Source organism: Streptomyces sp. NPDC059668, assembly GCF_042734135.1.
In the GTDB taxonomy this organism is placed as follows: domain Bacteria; phylum Actinomycetota; class Actinomycetes; order Streptomycetales; family Streptomycetaceae; genus Streptomyces.
In genome coordinates, this window is sequence record NZ_JBHWEL010000078.1 from 1 (window position 1) to 17,541 (window position 17,541).

The 17,541-nt window shown below is 71.2% G+C and carries 13 protein-coding genes; 7 read left to right on the forward strand and 6 right to left on the reverse strand.

Annotated features, from left to right (window positions below):
* Nucleotides 1-127 precede the first annotated feature (127 nt).
* Nucleotides 128-742 carry a lamin tail domain-containing protein gene (locus ACFV2J_RS35340; RefSeq protein ID WP_385442541.1) on the reverse strand — a complete coding sequence of 205 codons (615 nt, stop codon included), beginning with the start codon at nucleotides 740-742 and terminating at the stop codon, nucleotides 128-130.
* 569 nt (nucleotides 743-1,311) lie between these two features.
* On the opposite strand from ACFV2J_RS35340, the gene ACFV2J_RS35345 reads away from it, so the two are divergent.
* Together ACFV2J_RS35345 and ACFV2J_RS35350 are read left to right on the forward strand one after the other, a co-directional pair.
* Nucleotides 1,312-2,502, forward strand: a complete 1,191-nt coding sequence (locus ACFV2J_RS35345; protein WP_385093711.1) for a S1 family peptidase — start codon at nucleotides 1,312-1,314, stop codon at nucleotides 2,500-2,502.
* Between the two features lie 162 nt (nucleotides 2,503-2,664).
* Nucleotides 2,665-3,669: a helix-turn-helix domain-containing protein gene (locus tag ACFV2J_RS35350; protein WP_385093708.1), complete on the forward strand. Its 1,005-nt coding sequence runs from the start codon at nucleotides 2,665-2,667 to the stop codon at nucleotides 3,667-3,669.
* Between the two features lie 81 nt (nucleotides 3,670-3,750).
* Here ACFV2J_RS35350 and ACFV2J_RS35355 read toward each other — a convergent pair whose 3' ends face one another.
* Nucleotides 3,751-5,286, reverse strand: coding sequence for an AMP-binding protein (locus ACFV2J_RS35355; RefSeq protein ID WP_385093716.1), 1,536 nt, complete (start codon nucleotides 5,284-5,286; stop codon nucleotides 3,751-3,753).
* 269 nt (nucleotides 5,287-5,555) lie between these two features.
* Between ACFV2J_RS35355 and ACFV2J_RS35360 the strand changes: the two genes are divergently transcribed.
* On the forward strand, nucleotides 5,556-6,020 hold the full coding sequence (locus tag ACFV2J_RS35360; RefSeq protein ID WP_385093705.1) for a GNAT family N-acetyltransferase: 465 nt from the start codon (nucleotides 5,556-5,558) through the stop codon (nucleotides 6,018-6,020).
* 311 nt (nucleotides 6,021-6,331) lie between these two features.
* Entirely contained in the window at nucleotides 6,332-8,236 is a 1,905-nt protein-coding gene (locus ACFV2J_RS35365) for an AMP-dependent synthetase/ligase (RefSeq protein WP_385442545.1), read from the forward strand.
* 115 nt (nucleotides 8,237-8,351) lie between these two features.
* Here ACFV2J_RS35365 and ACFV2J_RS35370 read toward each other — a convergent pair whose 3' ends face one another.
* Nucleotides 8,352-9,026 (reverse strand): class I SAM-dependent methyltransferase, encoded by a 675-nt coding sequence (locus ACFV2J_RS35370; RefSeq protein WP_385083309.1) that lies wholly within the window; start codon nucleotides 9,024-9,026, stop codon nucleotides 8,352-8,354.
* A 190-nt stretch (nucleotides 9,027-9,216) separates the two neighbouring features.
* Between ACFV2J_RS35370 and ACFV2J_RS35375 the strand changes: the two genes are divergently transcribed.
* The 3 genes from ACFV2J_RS35375 (at nucleotide 9,217) to ACFV2J_RS35385 (ending at nucleotide 13,212) form a co-directional block, all read left to right on the forward strand.
* Complete coding sequence (locus ACFV2J_RS35375; RefSeq protein ID WP_385083311.1) at nucleotides 9,217-10,128, forward strand: patatin-like phospholipase family protein; 912 nt, start codon at nucleotides 9,217-9,219, stop codon at nucleotides 10,126-10,128.
* A 496-nt stretch (nucleotides 10,129-10,624) separates the two neighbouring features.
* Nucleotides 10,625-11,764, forward strand: coding sequence for a YbhN family protein (locus ACFV2J_RS35380; RefSeq protein ID WP_385083312.1), 1,140 nt, complete (start codon nucleotides 10,625-10,627; stop codon nucleotides 11,762-11,764).
* 248 nt (nucleotides 11,765-12,012) lie between these two features.
* On the forward strand, nucleotides 12,013-13,212 hold the full coding sequence (locus ACFV2J_RS35385; protein WP_385083314.1) for an ABC transporter permease: 1,200 nt from the start codon (nucleotides 12,013-12,015) through the stop codon (nucleotides 13,210-13,212).
* Between the two features lie 141 nt (nucleotides 13,213-13,353).
* Here the strand turns inward: ACFV2J_RS35385 and ACFV2J_RS35390 are convergent, their stop codons facing one another.
* From ACFV2J_RS35390 to alsS, 3 genes are all read right to left on the reverse strand, one after another.
* Nucleotides 13,354-13,956: a TetR/AcrR family transcriptional regulator gene (locus ACFV2J_RS35390; RefSeq protein WP_385083316.1), complete on the reverse strand. Its 603-nt coding sequence runs from the start codon at nucleotides 13,954-13,956 to the stop codon at nucleotides 13,354-13,356.
* 140 nt (nucleotides 13,957-14,096) lie between these two features.
* Entirely contained in the window at nucleotides 14,097-15,320 is a 1,224-nt protein-coding gene (locus ACFV2J_RS35395) for a PP2C family protein-serine/threonine phosphatase (RefSeq protein WP_385083317.1), read from the reverse strand.
* Nucleotides 15,317-17,044, reverse strand: a complete 1,728-nt coding sequence (gene alsS, locus ACFV2J_RS35400) for an acetolactate synthase AlsS (protein ID WP_385083319.1) — start codon at nucleotides 17,042-17,044, stop codon at nucleotides 15,317-15,319. Before alsS ends, ACFV2J_RS35395 begins: the two co-directional genes overlap by 4 nt.
* Nucleotides 17,045-17,541 lie beyond the last annotated feature (497 nt).

The window sequence follows — 17,541 nt, forward strand, 5'->3', positions numbered from 1 at the left end:
CGACTGGTCCGCCCCTTTCGTGGCCGGGGGCGCCCCCCCCCCCGCCCCGGCCCGCCGAGCGCCGACCGGCGCTCAACGCCTCCCCCGTCCCTTGACGGTGTCGGTGACGAGGGTGTGCGCCAGCGGCTCAGTGACCACGGCCGTTGTGACCGCCGGGGGCCTCGTGGCCACCACCGTTGTGACCGCCGGGAGCCTCGTGGCCACGACCGCCGTTGTGCCCGCCCGGAGCCTCGTGACCGCGGTCGTTGTGACCACCGGGGGCACCGTGTCCGTGACCGTTGTGACCGCCGGGAGCCTCGTGGCCACGACCGCCGTTGTGCCCACCCGGAGCGCCGTGTCCGTGACCGTTGTGACCACCGTGTCCGCGACCGTGGTGACGGCCGGGGGCCTCGTGGCCGCGGCCGCCGTGTCCGCGACCCCAGGTCACCACGTCGATCACACGACGGTGGTCGTTGCGCAGCGTCGCGGTGTCCGCGCGGTTGTCCCAGGCGTAGCCGCGACGGTCCTGGTAGACGTCCCGACCCGCGTCACGCCCCACTCCGGTGTGCACCCGTACCGTCTCGCGGCCTCCGAGGCGCAGGTGGAAGACGTACGCGCGGCCGTCACGGCCCGACAGCGTCCACCCGTTCAGGTTCACGCCCGAACGTCCGGTGTTCGTGACCTCGACCCACTCCTTGTTCAACGACGCGTTGCTCCCCGAGTCCCAGCCGGGAGAGTCGTACTGCACCTGACTGATCTGCACCTGCGCACGGTGCGGAAAACGCCCCTGGTCCGCCGACGCCGGCAGCGCCGCCACACCCACCACCACACCGGCAGCCACCGCAGCCGCACCGACACGACGAACCATCACGGATCGTGAAACAGACACGAACGCCCCCTAGAGGCAACAGGCGGACCACATATGAGGATCCGCGAGTTCTGGCCCCGGCCCGCTGGCCGAGAACCTCACCCTCCCGCCCCACCGGGCCACCCGGGCGCACCACCCGCACAGCATTACCGATCAACGACAAGGCCGTGATCCTCGACTGCACTCTGCACGTATCCCCCACATCAGCAGATTGACGCCAGAAACCCCTAAAACACTGGACGCCACCACAAACGCCACCCTTCGCGCCACCCCACCCGTCACCCGAAAGTGAGTAACACCCCTGCACCGGCCCGGCCGAGGGGAGCGACCTCACGGCGACGACCGACGGTGCGGTCGCCCACACGATGAGGGATTTGGTATGGACCTCCACGCGATCCGTCGCTAACCTCGGCGTCGCACGTCTCTGAGAGCGCTCTCAGCATGCCCTTCCGCTCCACTCCCCCATGACGGAACGACGAAAGGCAACTCCCTTGAGACGCACAACGGTTCTGCGCGCAGGCTTGTCCGCGGCGCTGCTCCTGACCACCCTGGCCGCCGGTCTCGGCACCCAGGCATCGGCCTCCGACACCTCCACGGGCGCGTCCCCCTCCGCGCCCGAAGCCCCTGCGTCGTCGGCTCTGATCACCGCCATGCAACGGGACTTGGGCCTGTCCAAGGACGCCGCCACCGCACGGCTGAAGGCCGAGGCGACGGCCCGGACGGTGGACCGCGCGGCGAAGCGCGCCGCAGGTGACGCGTACGGCGGATCGTGGTTCGAGGCCAAGACCGGGAAGCTCACCGTCGCGGTCGCCGACAGCTCACGGCGGAAGGCCGTCGAGGCGACGGGGGCCGAGGTCGCACTCGTCCGGCACGACGAGCGGCAGCTCGACGCGACGCTGAAGCGAATCAACTCCCTCGACGCCCCGTCCGGCGTGGGCAGCTGGCACGTCGACGCCAAGAGCAACTCGGTCGTCGTCGGCGTGGTCGCCACCCACGAGGATGACAACGATGTCCGCGCGTTCCTGGACCAGGCCCGCCGAAGCGGTCCGGTGACCGTCGAGGAGACGCGGCAGACCCCGCGTACCTTCGCCGCAGGGACGGTGGGCGGCGACCCGTACTACACGGGCAACGTCCGTTGCTCCATAGGCTTCTCGGTGTACGGCGGCTTCGTCACCGCCGGCCACTGCGCGCAGCCGGGAGCCGGTGTCAGCGGCTGGGACGGCAGCTACATCGGCAACTTCCAGGGCTCGTCCTTCCCCGACAACGACTACGCCTGGGTCAACGTGGGCAGCGGCTGGTGGACCGTACCCGTCGTGCTGGGCTGGGGAACCGTCTCCGACCAGCTCGTCCGCGGTTCCGCGGAGGCCCCCGTCGGCGCCTCCATCTGCCGCTCGGGGTCCACTTCGCACTGGCACTGCGGGACCGTCCTGGCGAAGAACGAGACCGTGAACTACAGCCAGGGTGCCGTGCACCAGATGACGAAGACGAGCGTCTGCGCCGAACCGGGCGACTCCGGCGGCTCGTTCATCAGCGGCGACCAGGCCCAGGGTGTCACCTCCGGCGGCTGGGGCAACTGCAGCAGCGGCGGTGAGACCTGGTACCAGCCGGTCAACGAGATCCTCAGCCGCTACGGGCTCACCCTCCACACGGCCTGACGCGGGACCGGCTCCTCTCACCCCACACCGTGCCGGCGCGCGATCCGGGCGTCGGCACGGTGTGGGGCGGCGGCACGGTGTGCGGCGACGGTCGGCCACCGTGCCGCACAGCATGCAGTACGGTGTTCAACCGTCAAGCCGGTCGGTCGCGGGGAGGGCGCTGTGTCGCTTGAGGCGGCGGGGGTGTCGTTGACCGAGGAGTTCGTCTACCGGCACCTGGTGACGACGGGCCGGGCGTCGGCCCGGGACGTCGCCGAACGCACCGGACTGAGCCGGGCGGAGGCCGAACAGGTCCTCGACGCGCTCTCGGCCAAGGGCATGGCCAGCCACACGGACATGCTCCCCCGCCACTACCAGGCCACTCCCCCGGACGTGGCGCTGATGCCGCGGCTGAAGCGGAACGCCGACGCGTTGGACCTCGCCAGGGCCGAGGCCACCAGCCTGCTGCAGGCCTACCGCGACACGATGCGCAGGCAGGACGCCAGCGAACTGATCGAGGTCATCACCGGGGCCGAGGCGCTGCGCCAGCATCTGCGCCACATCCAGGCGAGTGTGCAGGACGAGATGCTCTGGTTCTGCAAGGCCCAGTACGTCGCGATGCCCTCGGGCAGCAACAGCTCGGAGTTCGAGGCGCTGGGGCGGGGGGTGCGCTACCGGGTTCTGTACGAGAAGGCCTTCTTCGACGACGCGGGCGCCGTGGACAACGTGGTGGCGGGCGTACGGGCCGGGGAGGTGGCACGCGCGGTTCCCCATCTGCCGCTGCGCCTGGCGGTCGCGGACCGGGCCATCGCGGTGTGCCCGCTCGTGCCCGGCGGCCCGCAGGGCAGTCCCGACGAGCCGACCGCGGCGCTGGTACGGGACAGCAATCTGCTGGCCGCTCTCATCGCGCTGTTCGAACGCTACTGGGAGGACGCCGTTCCACTGGACGTCGACGACTCGGGCGCGGTCGCCGGTACCGACGGAGTCGGCGCGGGCGACTCCCTCTCGGCCACGGACCGGCGGCTGCTGTCCCTCCTCGTGGCGGGTGTCGCCGACAAGGCGATCGCCTCGCAGATGGGTCTGAGCCGCCGCACCGTGCAGCGTCACATCCAGCACATGATGGAGCTCGCCGGCGCGGCGACCCGGATGCAACTCGCCTGGCAGGCCGCACGCCGGGGATGGCTCTGAGGGCCACGGCGGACCGGGCCCCACGACACCGGGCGGCATGACGTCCTCGGTCGCAGGGCACCAGGCCCGTGCGGGGCCCCGTCAGTTGACGCCGCGGCCGTGTCCCTCCCAGTACCTCTCGCGCAGTTTGTACTTCTGGAGTTTCCCGGTCGCCGTCCGGGCCAGCTGGTCCCGGAACTCGACGGACGTCGGCGCCTTGAAGCCGGCGAGGCGCCGCTTGCAGTACTGGACCAGCTCCGCCTCCGTCGCCTCGGCGCCGGGAGCCAGGACGACCAGCGCCTTGACCGTCTCGCCCCACGTCTCGTGCGGTACGCCGATCACCGCGACCTCGGCGACCGCGGGGTGGCTGAAGAGCACGTCCTCCACCTCGATCGAGGACACGTTCTCGCCGCCGGTGATGATCACGTCCTTCTTGCGGTCGCTGATGGTCAGGTGGCCGTCCTCGCCGACCGATCCGCCGTCGCCGGTGTGGAACCAGCCGTCGGACAAGGCCCGGGCGGTCTCCTCGGGCTGCTCCCAGTAGCCCTCCAGGACCACGTTCGAGCGGGCGAGGATCTCGCCCTCGTCGTCCGTGCGCAGGGTCACGCCGAGTGCGGGAGCGCCGGCCCGGACCAGGCGCTCGGCGCGCGCCTGGGTGTCGAGGCCGTCCCATTCGGCGCGGGTGCGGTTGATCGTGAGCAGGGGGGAGGTCTCGGTGAGACCGTAGATCTGGATGAACTCCCAGCCCAGTTCGGACTCGACGCGGGCGACCGTCCGGGTGGGCGGAGGGGCGCCGGCGACGATGATCCGTACCCGGTCGCGGCCGGGGATCTCGCCCTCCCAGGAACGGGCCGCGGTGAGCACCGCGTTGACGACCGCGGGGGCCGCGCACATCACCGTCACGCCGTGCTCGGCCACCCGGCGCAGGATCTCGGCGCCGTCGACCTTGCGCAGGACGATCTGCCGTACGCCCAGCGCCGACATCGCGAACGGCATGCCCCAGCCGTTGGCGTGGAACATCGGGAGCGTGTGCAGGTACACGTCCCGGTCCGTGACCCCCGCGTGCAGGGCGAAGGTCACCGCGTTCACCCAGATGTTGCGGTGGGTGATCTGCACGCCCTTGGGGCGGGCGGTCGTGCCGCTGGTGTAGTTGATGGTCGCGGTGGCGTTCTCGTCCGGCTGCCAGGGCGCCGGTTCGGCGCCGAACCGGTAGAGCTCCGCGTCCGCGGCGGCCCCGATGGTGTACCGGTGCTTGCAGGTGATCCCGGCCAGCCTGTCCGTGAGTTCCGGGTCGACGAGGACGACGCTCGCGCCCGAGTGGTCGACGATGTAGTTCACCTCGTCCGCCGTCAGCCGGAAGTTGACCGGCACCAGGACCCGTCCGTGGCCGCTGACGCCGAAGAAGGCGGTGAGCAGTCGCGCGCTGTTGGGTGAGACCACCGCCACCCGTGCTCCGTGCGGTACGCCGAGAGCGTCGAGTCCGGCGGCCTGGGCGCGGGCCAGCTCGCCGATCCGCCGGTACGTCAGCCCGTCCCAGGGCTCGGCCGGCTGCTCCGGCTCGTCGACGACGCCGATCCGGTCGGCGTACACGGTCGTGGCGCGGTCCAGAAAATCACGGACCCCGAAGGGGACGATCATCATGGCCTCCCGAAGCTCGGCTTGTTCTCCATGGTCGCGGCTGACTGTCCGTGCCGACCGTAACGGTCCCGGGTTGTGATGGAGTTGCTTCCTGAGCTGGTCGGTCCAGGGGGCGTGGGCGTCATCGACCCGACGGGACGGAAGCAGCCCGGGTCGCCCGCCGACGCGGCCTCCGACCGGCAACCGCGGGCCGAGGAACGGCCGTCCATCGGCTGACCACGGTGGACCCGCTTCGAAATTCACTCGCCGTGCCCGCTTAAAGTGCGGGCATGCCCAGTTCACCGCACCTGCGGGAGATCACCCCCGACAACTTCGAGGCCGCGATCGGCCTGAGGGTCCGCGCCGACCAGGAACACCTGGTGGCACCCGTGGTGAAGTCGCTCGCCGAGGCCTACGTCCACCCCGGCATCGCCTGGCCCCGGCTCATCTGTGACGACGCCGAGATCGTCGGGTTCCTCATGGCCTTCCTTCACATCGACTGGACCGGCGAGGGCACCGACTTCCGGTCCGGACTCTGGCGTCTCAACATCGCGGACGGAAAGCAGGGCCGAGGCTACGGACGCTTCGCGGTGGACTCCGTGGCCGCCGAGATCCGGCGCCGAGGAGGCACGCGACTGACCACCACCTGGCATCCCGGACCGGACGGACCCACGGGCTTCTATCTGGCACTCGGCTTCCGGCCGACCGGGGAGACCAGTGGGGACCAGACGGTGGGCGTGCTGGAACTGGACTGAACCCGGATGGCTGCCACCGCGGCACCGGCCACACGACGACGGCCCCTGCCCCGGCCCGGCGGAGAGCCGTCCCGAGGGCCGTCGGCCCGTCCACGGCGGCATGGGCCGCCGCGCCCTCCGACCAGCCCTCGTCGAGCGCGTCCGGCACTTCGTTCACCAGCCGCGGAGGCCGGTCCGCGGACCGTAACCGCATCGGTAGACGAACTGCTTGGCGATAACGGCACAGCGGTCGTCGGTCTGGGCTAGATTCGGGAATCCTCGGCACAGGCGCCTCTCTGTGAGGCCATGGCGAGGAGAATTCTGGAGCGGGGATGCACGCGTTCGAACTTCCTCCACCGGCCACCGGCGTCATGCAGGGGGGACTCGCCGACAGTCTCTTCGAAACGGCGCGGCGTGAGCCGATGCTCGCCCAGGTGGCGCGCCGCCTCGACGGTCCTTCCGGTACCTGGGCACCGATGACCGCGGCCGAGCTGTGGGACGAGGTCGTGGACGTCGCCAGGGGGTTGGTCGCCTCCGGGATACGCCCGGGCAACCGCGTCGCCATCATGGCGCGCACACGGTACGAGTGGACCGTCCTCAGCTACGCGCTGTGGACGGTGGGCGCCGAGCTCGTCCCGATCTACCCGACCTCGTCGCACGAGCAGGTCGCGTGGATCCTTCAGGACGCGTCCTGCGTCGCCGTGATCGTCGAGGACGAGCAGGGCATCATGACGGTCGGCTCGGCGTGCGCGTCGCTCCCGTCGCTGCGCCACGTCTGGCAGCTGGACACCGGGGCCCTGACACAGCTCGCCGAGCGGGGCCGGGCGATCCCGCCGACCACGGTCGACTCGCTCCGCCGCATCGTGCTGCCCGACTCGACCGCGGTCATCGCGTACACCTCCGGCACGACGGGGAACCCGAAGGGCTGCGCGCTGACCCACCGCAGTCTGGCGAGCCCCGTCGACACCCTGCTCTCGGGCTGGAGACAGACGGCCGCTCCGCCCGGTGAACAGCCCGCCATCCTCGCCTTCCTGCCCTTCTCCCACGTGTACGGCCTGATGATCCAGGGGCTGTGTCTGCGGGGCGGCATCCTGCTGGGACACGAACCCGATCTGAGCGAGGACGCGCTCTCCGCGGCGCTGCTCTCCTTCCGTCCCACCTTCCTCTACGCCGTTCCGTTCGTCTTCGAGAAGATCTACAAGAACTTCGTGCGGACGGCGCAACAGACCGGCCGCGGCGCCCTGTTCGAGCGCGCCGTCCAGACCGCCAAGGACTTCGCCGCGGCCGGCGAGCGTCAGCGGCTGGGCACCGGACCCGGCCCCGGCTTCGACCTGAGGCTCCAGCACGCCCTCTACGAGAAGACCGTCTACCGGAAGCTGCGCGCCACCCTGGGCGGACGGGTGTGCGGCGCGGTCTCGGGCGGTTCCCCGCTCAACCGGGACCTCGCGCTGTTCTACGCGGGCATCGGGATCCTCGTCCACGACGGCTACGGGCTCACGGAGACGAGCGGCGGCATCACCGCACAGCCGGTGGGCCGGGCCAAGTTCGGGACGGTCGGACAGGCACTGCCGGGTACGGACATCCGGGTGGCCGACGACGGGGAGATCCTGGTCTGGGGGCCCTCGGTGTTCCAGGGGTACATCAACGACGAAGCGGCCACCCACGCGTCGTTCCAGGACGGCTGGCTCGCGACGGGCGACATCGGCCGCCTCGACAGCGAGCGGTATCTCACGATCACCGGCCGCAAGAAGGACATCATCATCACGAGCGGCGGCAAGAGCGTGGCTCCCGCCGCCCTCGAAGAGCGGCTGCGTGTCCATCCGTTGATCCATCAGGCGGTGATCGTGGGCGACAACCGGCCCTGTGTGGGCGCCCTGATCACCCTGGATCCCGACTTCCTCGCGCACTGGCGAGGCACGTGGACCAAGGGCGAGGCGGCGGCGCCCCGCGACGCCCGGGAGGAGAACGAGCTGCGCGAGGAGGTCAGGCGCGCGGTGGCGTCGGCCAACAGCACGGTGTCCCCCACGGAGTCCATCAGGGTGTTCCGTGTCCTTCCGGAGCCCTTCGACCTGGCCAACGGGTTGTTGACCCCTTCGATGAAGCTGCGCCGGGACGCCATCTCGCAGCGCTTCGCCGCCGAGATCGACGCCATGTACCAGACGTCCTCGCGACTGCCGCGGGAGTACACGCCGAACGAGCCGTCGGTCTGGGACGACTCGGACAACGTGTTCCGCTGAGGGCGGCACCCCGCGGCGGCGCGGTCGTCGGGGCCCCGGCGACCGCACCCGCTGCCGCCCTGGGGCCACGGCGGCGGCCGGAGCCCGACGGCCCCCCGTCGGGCATCGGCCGGGGTCATGCCCCGGGCGAGGCAGCCCCTTCCGGTGCCTTGCGGGCGAGCAGGTGAACCTCCTGGAACTGCCGTCGGTCGGTGGGCTGGGGCTCGCGGACCATCCGGGCCACCTCGGCCAGCCCGCACGCGCGCAGCGACGCGGCGAGATGGTCGGGCCACCAGCGGTGGGCCGGCACGACCGCGTGATCGAAGACCTGCGTCGGGCGAGACGGGTCGTCGCTCGCCGAGAAGCCGACCAGGAGGTGGCCGCCGGGCGCCAGCACACGATGGAACTCCGCCAGGATGACGGGGACTTCCGGCGGCGGGGTGTGGATGAGGGACCAACGCGAGAGGACGCCGTCCAGCGCGCCGTCAGCGATGTCCAGCGCGGCCATCGAGCCGACGTCGAACCGCAGGTCCGGATGGTCCTGTCGGGCCAGTTCGATCATCGCGGGTGAGGCGTCGACACCGAACGCCGTCAGCCCCAGTTCGTTCAGATGAGCCGTGATGTGGCCGGGCCCGCATCCCAGGTCCGCGACCCGACCACCCCCACTCGCGCCGACGAGCTCGGCGAAGACACCGAGGATCCCGCGGTCCAGGGGACTGTCACGCAGCGAGTCGCGGAACAGCCGGGCGTAGGTGGGCGCAGCGGCGTCGTACGCCTCGCGGGTGGCGCTGAGGGCATCGTGTTCGACCATGCCCAGGACAGTAGTTCCCGGCTCCGCGGCGCACCGCACATGTGACAGATCAGCGGGGTCCCCCGCTTCGGGTCGCGCGCTCCGGCGACCTCACAAGGAAAACGAATGTTCGTCTTGACTCGCCTTCAGCCCGTGCCGCAGGATGGGCAGCGCCAAACAGAACGGTTGTTCGCGTAGGGAAGGAGGTCACATGAGCACCCTGTCCACCGGAACATCGGCGATCGCTCCGTCCGAGGTTCCCCGGGAAGACGGGACCCTGTCCTCGCCTTCGACGGCCGAGCCGACAGCGCCCGAGGTCGTGGCGTTCGTACTGCAGGGCGGTGGCAGTCTGTGCGCGTCGCAGGTCGGCGCGCTACGGGCGCTCACACAGGCGGGGATCACGCCTGATCTCGTCGTGGGGTCATCGGCCGGCGCGCTCAACGGTGTCGCGTTCGCCGCCGACCCGAGCATCGAGGGCATCGACCGGCTGGAAGCGCTGTGGCTGAGCATCAAGCGCCGGCACGTCGCGCCGATCTCCCTCCGGACCCTGGCCATGGCGGTGGTCGGGCGCGGGGAGGCGGCGGTCCCGAGCGCGGGGTTGCGCCGGCTGCTGCGGCTCAGGGTCGGCGTCGGGCGGCTCGAGGACGTCGCCGTGCCGGTGCACGTCGTGGCGACCGATTTCGAGACCGGTGCCGCGGTGGTTCTGTCCCGGGGCGACGCCGTTTCCGCGCTGCTTGCTTCAGCGGCCTTCCCGGGGCTGTACCCCCCGGTGCGCGTCGGGGGACGTCGCCTCATCGATGGAGGCGTGTCGGCGGACACGCCCGTACTCCAGGCGGAAGCACTCGGCGCGACCACCATCTACGTGCTGCCTTGCGCGGTCACGAAGCAGACCGACCGCCAGGCACATGCCGTCCTGCTCGGCGTCTACCGAGCCGTGGGCCAGATCCTGGACGACCGCGAGAGGCGCGACGTGGCGGCAGTCCGCGGGTCGGTCGTACGGCTGCCTGCCGCCGACACCCCCGTGGGCAGCCTCATCGACTTCCGCGACAGCCGGCGGCTGATCCAGGCCGGCCACTCGCTCACCCAGGACTGGCTCGCCCAGCACCCTGCGGTCAGGGCGTGAGCATGCCCGAGGGCCATCCGGCCCTCTCCCGTGCGACACCCGCTTCCGCGGCCCTCGGCTCCAACCGCCGGGCGCCGGCTGCCCTGCCGGCCGCCCGGAACACTCCCGAACCGGCCTGGGCGGACCACCCAAGTCCCCACCCGAAGCTTCCCCTTAGGCAGTTCACCATGATCGATCCTCCCCTTCCCCCGCCTCCGGGCGACGGGAACCGCCCGGGTGTCGGACGCAGGTCACCGGACAGCGGCAGCGGCGAGGCCGACAGCGTCGAAGGCCGTCGTTCCGGGCCCTCGTGGCCGTGCCGGACGGGCGGAGAGGCTCAACTCGCCGGATCTGCGGGAGAACCGCGGCTGATCCGCGACCGCCCTGTCGGCCGAGGCATCACCCTCGGGGCCTCTGCCGCCGCACTCACGATCCGCGGAATCACGGACGTCACACGCCTGGGGCGTCCCGACGTCGCCGACCCGTTCCGGTGCCCGCCTCGCCGGCCGTCGCGGCGATGAACGGGTCGGACGGGGCCGAGGCCGGCGGCGCACGCGATCGGGGCACGGACGCGGTGGATCCCGCGGAGCGGGCTCACCGGATCGGCCGGTTCGGGTCCCTGCTGCCCTCGCGCCGGCGCAGTGCGCTGATGGCAGGTGCCGTCGTGGTGGTGTTGAGCGCCGAACTGGTGGTGATCGCGCCCTACGCGCGCCGGGCGGCAGGGCAGTTGACCCATGCGCAACCGACGTGGCTCCTCTTGGCCGTCGCGGGCGAGATGGTCTCCATGATGATGTTCGCTCGCCTCCAACGACACGCTCTCGGTACCGGCGGACTGCGTGTCCGGCTCGGCTCCGCCACCGCCACCGTGTTCGCCGGCAACGCTGTGGGCGGGACCCTGCCCGGCGGCAGCCTGCTGTCGATCACCTACCGGACGCGCCGTATGCGTTCCTGGGGAGCCAGCGCGTCTCAGATCGGTTTCGTGCACGCGGCGACCGGCGTTCTGGGCACGATCGCGCTCGCCCTGCTCGCCGGCGCCGGTCACATCCTGGCCGGGGACGGCTCCGAGCTCGTCTCCGTAGCCGTCCAGGTCGGGGCGATCTGTGCCGTCACCGGTACGGTGCTCGCGTTGATCCGCCACCCTGCCGTGCTGCGCCGGACCGTGCGTGCCTCTCTCCACCTGCTGCACAGGCTGCGCCGCGGAGCCGCGCTGCAGAAGTCGGCCGAGCGGCTGCTCGACGAGCTGGCCGCCCTGCACCCCCCGGCCCGATTCTGGGCATGGGGGCTCGGCCTGGCCCTGCTCAACTGGGGCGGCGATTTCGCGTGTCTGCTCGCCGTGTGCCACGCGGTGGGAGCATCGCCCCCGTTGAGCACGGCGCTGTTCGCCTACATCGCCGGGATGACGGCCGCGTCAGCGGTGCCGCTGCTGCCCGCGGGACTCGGCCTTCTTGACGCGGCCCTGATCCTCACCCTGCACCACGGCGGGGTACCCGTCAGCGCCGCCACCGCCGCCGACCTCCTCTACCGGACGATCACCCCGGGACTGGTCAGCGTCGCCGGATGGATCCTGCTGGTTCAACAGCGCCGCAGACCGGCCCGCCCCCAGAACGTGCGGTCCGTTCCGGCGATCCCCGAGGGGGCGGCGGAGTCGAGCACGTGACCCGTGGGACGTAGCCAGGCCCGGACCCATGAGCCCTCGGCCCGGCGAGGCGGGCCGCTCTCGGTGCCCCGACGCGGGCCGGACCGAAACCGGCGCGCATCCCCCGAGCCCCGGGCCACGCCCGCCGGGCGGACGCGGGCGACGGCGGGCCGCCGCAGAAAAACGAATGTTCGCATTGACGTCCGTGAGAGACGACGGCAGACTGGAGTCTTAATAAAATGATCGTTCGTCTTTTTAGGGGTAAGTTTGTGAAGAAGAACCTGTCGGCGGGACCGCAAGCATGGCACCGGACCGTCATCGCGACCGTGGCGTTGCCGTTGGTGATCTCGCTGGCCGTCATGGCCTACGCATGGCCCGCCTCACGCATCGCGCCCCGCGACCTGCCCGTGGGCATCGTGGGCACGAGCATGGCCGGCCAGAAGGCGATCGAGGGCTTGGCGCACAGCAAACCGGGCGGATTCGACTTCCACCTCTACCCCGACCAGGCGTCGGCGCGCTCCGCGATCGAGAACCGTGACGTCTACGGCGCCTTCGTCGTCACCGCCGGCCACGTCACGGTGCTGGAGGCCACTGCCGCGAGTACGTCCGTGGCCCAGTTGCTCACCACGGCGGGCCAGCAACTCGCCGCCCACGCGGCCACGCCGCCCACGGACAGGGGCACTCCGTCCGCGGGTACGTCCCACAAGCCCACTGCAGGGAAGGGCCTGGCCAAGGCCGCACCCAAGGTCGGTTTCAAAACGGTGGATGTCGTGCCCACCGCCGCCGACGACCCACGGGGAGTGGTCTTCAACTCGGCGCTTCTCCCCCTCACCATATGCAGCGTTCTGATCGCGGCCCTCATCGCGATGTCGGGTGCCCAGATGCCGGTGTGGCGCCGGCTCGTCGACCTGCTCGCCGCGTGCGCGGCCACGAGCCTCGCCGCCTATCTGGTCGCCGAGGGCCTCCTCGGTGCCCTGCCGCACGAACATCTCGCCACCTGGGGGGCCTTGTTCCTCACCATGCTGGCCATCAGCGCGACCAGCGTCGGCCTGACCACCCTCGTCGGCCCTGCCGGCGTCGGGCTCAGCGCGGCACTCATGGTCTTCGTGGGGAACCCGTTCTCCGGCATCACGTCCGCGCCAGAACTGCTGCCCAAAGCCGTGGGCGACATCGGCCAGTGGCTGCCGCCGGGCGCCGGCGCGAATCTGCTGCGCAGCACGGCCTACTTCGACGGCGCCGGATCCAGCGGCCACCTCGCCGTCCTCGCCCTGTGGAGCACCCTGGGACTGACCGCTGTCGTCCTGGGCCGCCGAACCCCCGCCGCCACGGCCACGTCGCCCGCGGAAGAGCTCACCACCGTCGAGGACATGAACGCGGATTCCCCGGCCGGAAGCGAGACCTCCACGGCCTTGCGGGTCTCGCCGGCGAGCCGTCCGCACGCGCACGCCCGGCACACGGCCCACGGCTGAGGCGGTCGTCCGTCCTCCCCCGCCGACGCGGTGCTGGTCATGGTGGACCGCCGGAACCCGGTTCCATGACCAGCCGAGCATGCGGAAGGCCTGCCGGGTGGCCGCTTCGGCAGGTCCGCGGAATCCCGGTGAGCCGACGTGTCAGGACGCCGACAGATCCGGCCAGAGAGCCCGCAAGGCGTCGGGAACGCCTTCCAGCGTCTTGGAGTCCCCCATGGCCAACTGGAGGATGTAGCCGGGCAGCATGCACATCAAGGTGGCGGCTATCGCTTCCGGGGACACCGCGCGCGTGAGGCTGCCGCTCTGCTGATTCTCGCGGATGACATCGGTCAGAGCGGAGCGCAGCTGCGTCATCAGATCGTCGAACTGCTTGGCCAGCGAGGGGTTCCGAAGCGATTCGGACCAGGCCAGCACGGACAGCCCGGCGACGCTCTCCTCAGCGGTCTTCGTCCTCACGATTTCGAGAACATCGGCGATGAGGTCACCGATCGAACTGTTGGGCCGGTCCCTGGCGACACTGTCGACCATGGCGAGGACATCGCGCATGTTCTCTTCGACGATCGCCGTGATCATCTCGTTCTTGCTGGCGAAGTGCCGGTACACCGCACCCGCCGAGAGGCCCGACTCCGCGAAGAGATCCTGCATGGATGTCGAATGGAATCCGTCGCGCAGGAAGCAGCGGCGCGCCGCGTCCAGGATCTGCGCACGGCGCGCGTCCATGTACTCCTGCGTGACCTTGGGCATGCATCCATCCTGTGCAGAAAAAAACGAACCTTCGTGTTATGTTAGCACGCCGGACGGCATGCCTGCCGGTTCCAGGGTCCGCGGCATCACGCGGGGTGACCACCGCGACGTCCGCCTGTGGACCTTCCGGCACGGCGGGCCTACGCGGGCCGTGCGCCGAACTCGGTGGCGACCGGGCACGCGTGATGGCCGTCCTCGTCGGCCCCCTCCGTGGACGGTGCGGCCCGGCGGCGTACCGCGACCATGGCGACGTCGTCCTGCACCTCGCCGCCCGCATGGACGGTCAGGTCACGCATGAGGCGCTCGATGAGGCAGTGCGGTTCGTCCTCGGCGAGGAGCGCGAACCGGTCCAGTGCCGGGTAGAACGCGCCCGCCGGGTCGCGGGCCTCCAGGAGGCCGTCGGTGTGCAGGAGCAGCGTGTCCTCCGGCTCGAACGCGAAGGTGTTGACCCGATAGGCCGTCTCGTCGCCTCCCAGACCGAGCGGTGGTGCGGGCTGCGGCACTTCGAGGAGGTCCACGTCCGTGCCGTGCGAGCGCATCGAGTCGGGGTGGCCGCAGCTGATGACGTGGACGACCGGGTAGTCGTCGGGTACCTCCAGCACGAGGGCGGTGATGAACCGCTCGGAGGCGTTGCCGTCCGTCTGGCCGGCCTGGTCGACGTGGCGGCGCACGCTGGCGTCCAGGGACAGGGCGACATGCTCCAGTCGCACGTCGCGGTGCGCCGCTTCGCGGAACGCGCCGATGACGGCCGCGGCGTCGTCGACGGCTGCCAGGCCGTTGCCCCGTACGTCACCGATCAGCATGCGGACGGTGCGGCCGACACGTTCGGCGGCGTACACGTCTCCGCCGATGTGCGCGTGGGCGGCGGCCGAGCGATAGGCGGTGGCGATCTGCAGACCCGCCACACGGCAGGGCAACGGCGGCAGCAGCGCCCTCTGCGCCGTCTCCGAGACCGAGCGCACCGCGCACAGCGTGCGATGGTCCACGTCCCGCAGGCGCCGGAACACGAGGACCAGTACGCAGACGACCAGCAGGCCCAGGACGTCGATCGGGAGGATCGGCGAGCGGGGCAGACCGTCGTCGACGTCGACCGCGACCACGCCGAGACAGGCCAGGACCGTCATGCTGACGGTGGTACGGGTGTTGTCCGCCGCGGCGGTCAGAGCCGGCACCGCCACCAGCAGCACTTCCAGGTGGACGTCCGCGGGCACGATCACGCCCCACAGGGTGACGCCGAGCAGGACGGTCGAGGCGACCACGACCGCGATGAGCGGTCGCAGCCGAACGGCCGAGAGGCCGACGGCTAGTCCCCCGGCGGTGGCGGCGCGGCTGGTGCCGGTCACGATGTGTGTCTGCTTCGTCATGAGAACCTCAAGGCTGCGCCGGAGCCGCGCTCGTCGGGCCGTGGTCTCGGAACCCCGTCGTGGAGTTGCGCGAAGAGCTCGCTGTCGTGTGCGTAGTCGACCGGGACGTCGATGACCGTCATGCCGGGGTCGCTGAGTCCGGCCGGGTCGAGAGACCTGCGCAGTTCGGTCGCGAAGGCGTCCATGGTCTCGGTCCGCACTCCTCTGGCGCCGAACGCGCCGGCGTACAGGGTGATGTCGTACTCGCCCGACCGGACACCGGAGGCCCTGCCGTACTTGCGATGCTCCTGGAAGGAACCCGTGCCGCAGGCGTTGTCCCGCATGATCACATGGGTGGCGTGGAGGCCCAGCCGTGTGGCCGTCTCCAACTCCTGTGCGCTGGACAGGAACCCGCCGTCCCCGGAGACCGACACCACCTGTGTCCCCGGCCGCAGCAGCGCGGCGGTCATCGCTCGCGGCAGGGCGACTCCCGGCGTCTGGAGGCCGCTGGAGAGCAGGATGCGCCGCGGCTCGTGTCCGCGGAGGTGACGGGCCGCGTAGAGGTGCGAGCCGGTGTCGGACACCACGGTGGCGTCGTCCTCCACGGTCTCGGCGATCTTCAGGATCACCGCCGCGGGATTGAGGCCGGCGGCGGTGGCCGGGACCGACCTGGCCTCCTCTTCGATACGGGCCAGGGCCGCGCGCTGTTCGGCCAGGACAGCTCGCGTCAGGTCACTGATCGGCAGTCCGCACAGCTCTCCCGACAACTCACGGACCGTCGCGGCCACATCGCCCTGCAGTTCCAGAACGGGCTGATAGTTGCTGCCGATCCCGGCGGGCAGCACATCGATGTGGACGATCGTCCGGGCCGGGTCGGAGTTCCACAGGTCCGGGTCGTACTCCACGGGGTCGTAGCCGACAGTGATCAGGACGTCGGCGCCGGTCACCACGGCGTCCCCGGGCTGGTCGCGGAACAGGCCGACCCGGCCGGCGTACTGCTCCTCCAGTGCGCGCGGGACGATGCCCACCGCCTGGACGGTCTCCACCACGGGCACGCCCGTGACACGGATCAGCTCACGGAGCGCCGCGCACGCCTCGGTGTCCGCACCACGCAGCCCGACCAGCAGGACCGGCTGCCGTGCGGCGCGGATGATCTCGGCGGCTCGGTGGATGTACGCGGCGGCAGCGGGGCCGTGCGAAGGGTGCCTGTGCGGCTGGACGACGGTCGCGGCGGTGGGCGCGCCCGCGACGTCGGCCGGCAGCACCACCGCGGCCGCCCCCTGGGGTGGGGTGACCGCCGCGCGCAGGGCACCGGCGACGGCTTCGGGAACATGGTCGGGGTCGTGGACTTCGCAGGTGCAGGTGGTGACCAGTCTCAGGGCGGCGACGGCGTCCATCGACCGCTGGGTCTGCCCGAACCGGTCCCGGCGGGTCACGGCACCGCACACAGCGATCATGGGGTACTGCTCGGTCGTCGCCGTGAGCAGAGCGGTCATCAGGTTGGTGGTGCCGGCTCCCGAGCCGGCCAGGACCGCTCCTGGGGTACCGGTCAGCAGCCCGACTGCGGCGGCCATCACGGCGGCGTTCTGTTCGTGGCGGCACATGATCAGTTCGGGGCCCGCGACGGCCAGGGCGTCGTGAACGGCGTCGATCGCGGCTCCGGGGACACCGAAGACGTACGGCACGCCGTACTGCGAGAGGGTCTCGGCCATGCGCTGGGCCGCGCCGACGGATGGGGTGGGCATGTGCCCACCGCCTTTCTTGGTCCTTGTGTTCGCGCAGTGGCGGTGGCGGTCGCCGCGCGGGGTGAGGTGTCGTCGCCGGTCGGCCGGTGGGTGTGGGTCCGGTCGGCGCTCGGCGGAGGGCGGGCGAGCACCCGGCCTCCGCCCGACGGGGAGGTGGGCCCGTCGCGTCCAGGGTCCGGGGTGCGGCGAGGAGTTGGGCGGTAGGTGGCAGCCCGGGTGCGGGGCGGGGCCGATGGCGGTGTCCCTGGTACGGCTCGTCAGCAACCGGTCCGGGGCGTGGCCCCGTTGGCCGTGGTGCCATCGATGACGTGCGGGTGGTGGCCGGGGTACGGAATCCCTGCCCGGACGCAGGGGTTGGCGCGCGCGTGGTGCGGGTCCGGGCGGCCCGCGAGGAAGCAGGGGGCACGCCGCGGGGTGGAATGCCTCGCACCGGGACCGCCGGGGCAGGTGAGCCACGGGGGAATCAGGTGTGGTCAGGGGCGTGATCATGGCGGTCC

What these genes read in the sequence shown, in the direction of transcription:
- ACFV2J_RS35395 (WP_385083317.1), bottom strand. Translation starts at nt 15,320, where the DNA reads ATGACGAAGCAGACACACATCGTGACCGGCACCAGCCGCGCCGCCACC.
- ACFV2J_RS35360 (WP_385093705.1), top strand. Translation starts at nt 5,556, where the DNA reads ATGCCCAGTTCACCGCACCTGCGGGAGATCACCCCCGACAACTTCGAG.
- ACFV2J_RS35380 (WP_385083312.1), top strand. Translation starts at nt 10,625, where the DNA reads ATGAACGGGTCGGACGGGGCCGAGGCCGGCGGCGCACGCGATCGGGGC.
- ACFV2J_RS35370 (WP_385083309.1), bottom strand. Translation starts at nt 9,026, where the DNA reads ATGGTCGAACACGATGCCCTCAGCGCCACCCGCGAGGCGTACGACGCC.
- alsS (WP_385083319.1), bottom strand. Translation starts at nt 17,044, where the DNA reads ATGCCCACCCCATCCGTCGGCGCGGCCCAGCGCATGGCCGAGACCCTC.
- ACFV2J_RS35365 (WP_385442545.1), top strand. Translation starts at nt 6,332, where the DNA reads ATGCACGCGTTCGAACTTCCTCCACCGGCCACCGGCGTCATGCAGGGG.
- ACFV2J_RS35345 (WP_385093711.1), top strand. Translation starts at nt 1,312, where the DNA reads ATGACGGAACGACGAAAGGCAACTCCCTTGAGACGCACAACGGTTCTG.
- ACFV2J_RS35355 (WP_385093716.1), bottom strand. Translation starts at nt 5,286, where the DNA reads ATGATCGTCCCCTTCGGGGTCCGTGATTTTCTGGACCGCGCCACGACC.
- ACFV2J_RS35390 (WP_385083316.1), bottom strand. Translation starts at nt 13,956, where the DNA reads ATGCCCAAGGTCACGCAGGAGTACATGGACGCGCGCCGTGCGCAGATC.
- ACFV2J_RS35375 (WP_385083311.1), top strand. Translation starts at nt 9,217, where the DNA reads ATGAGCACCCTGTCCACCGGAACATCGGCGATCGCTCCGTCCGAGGTT.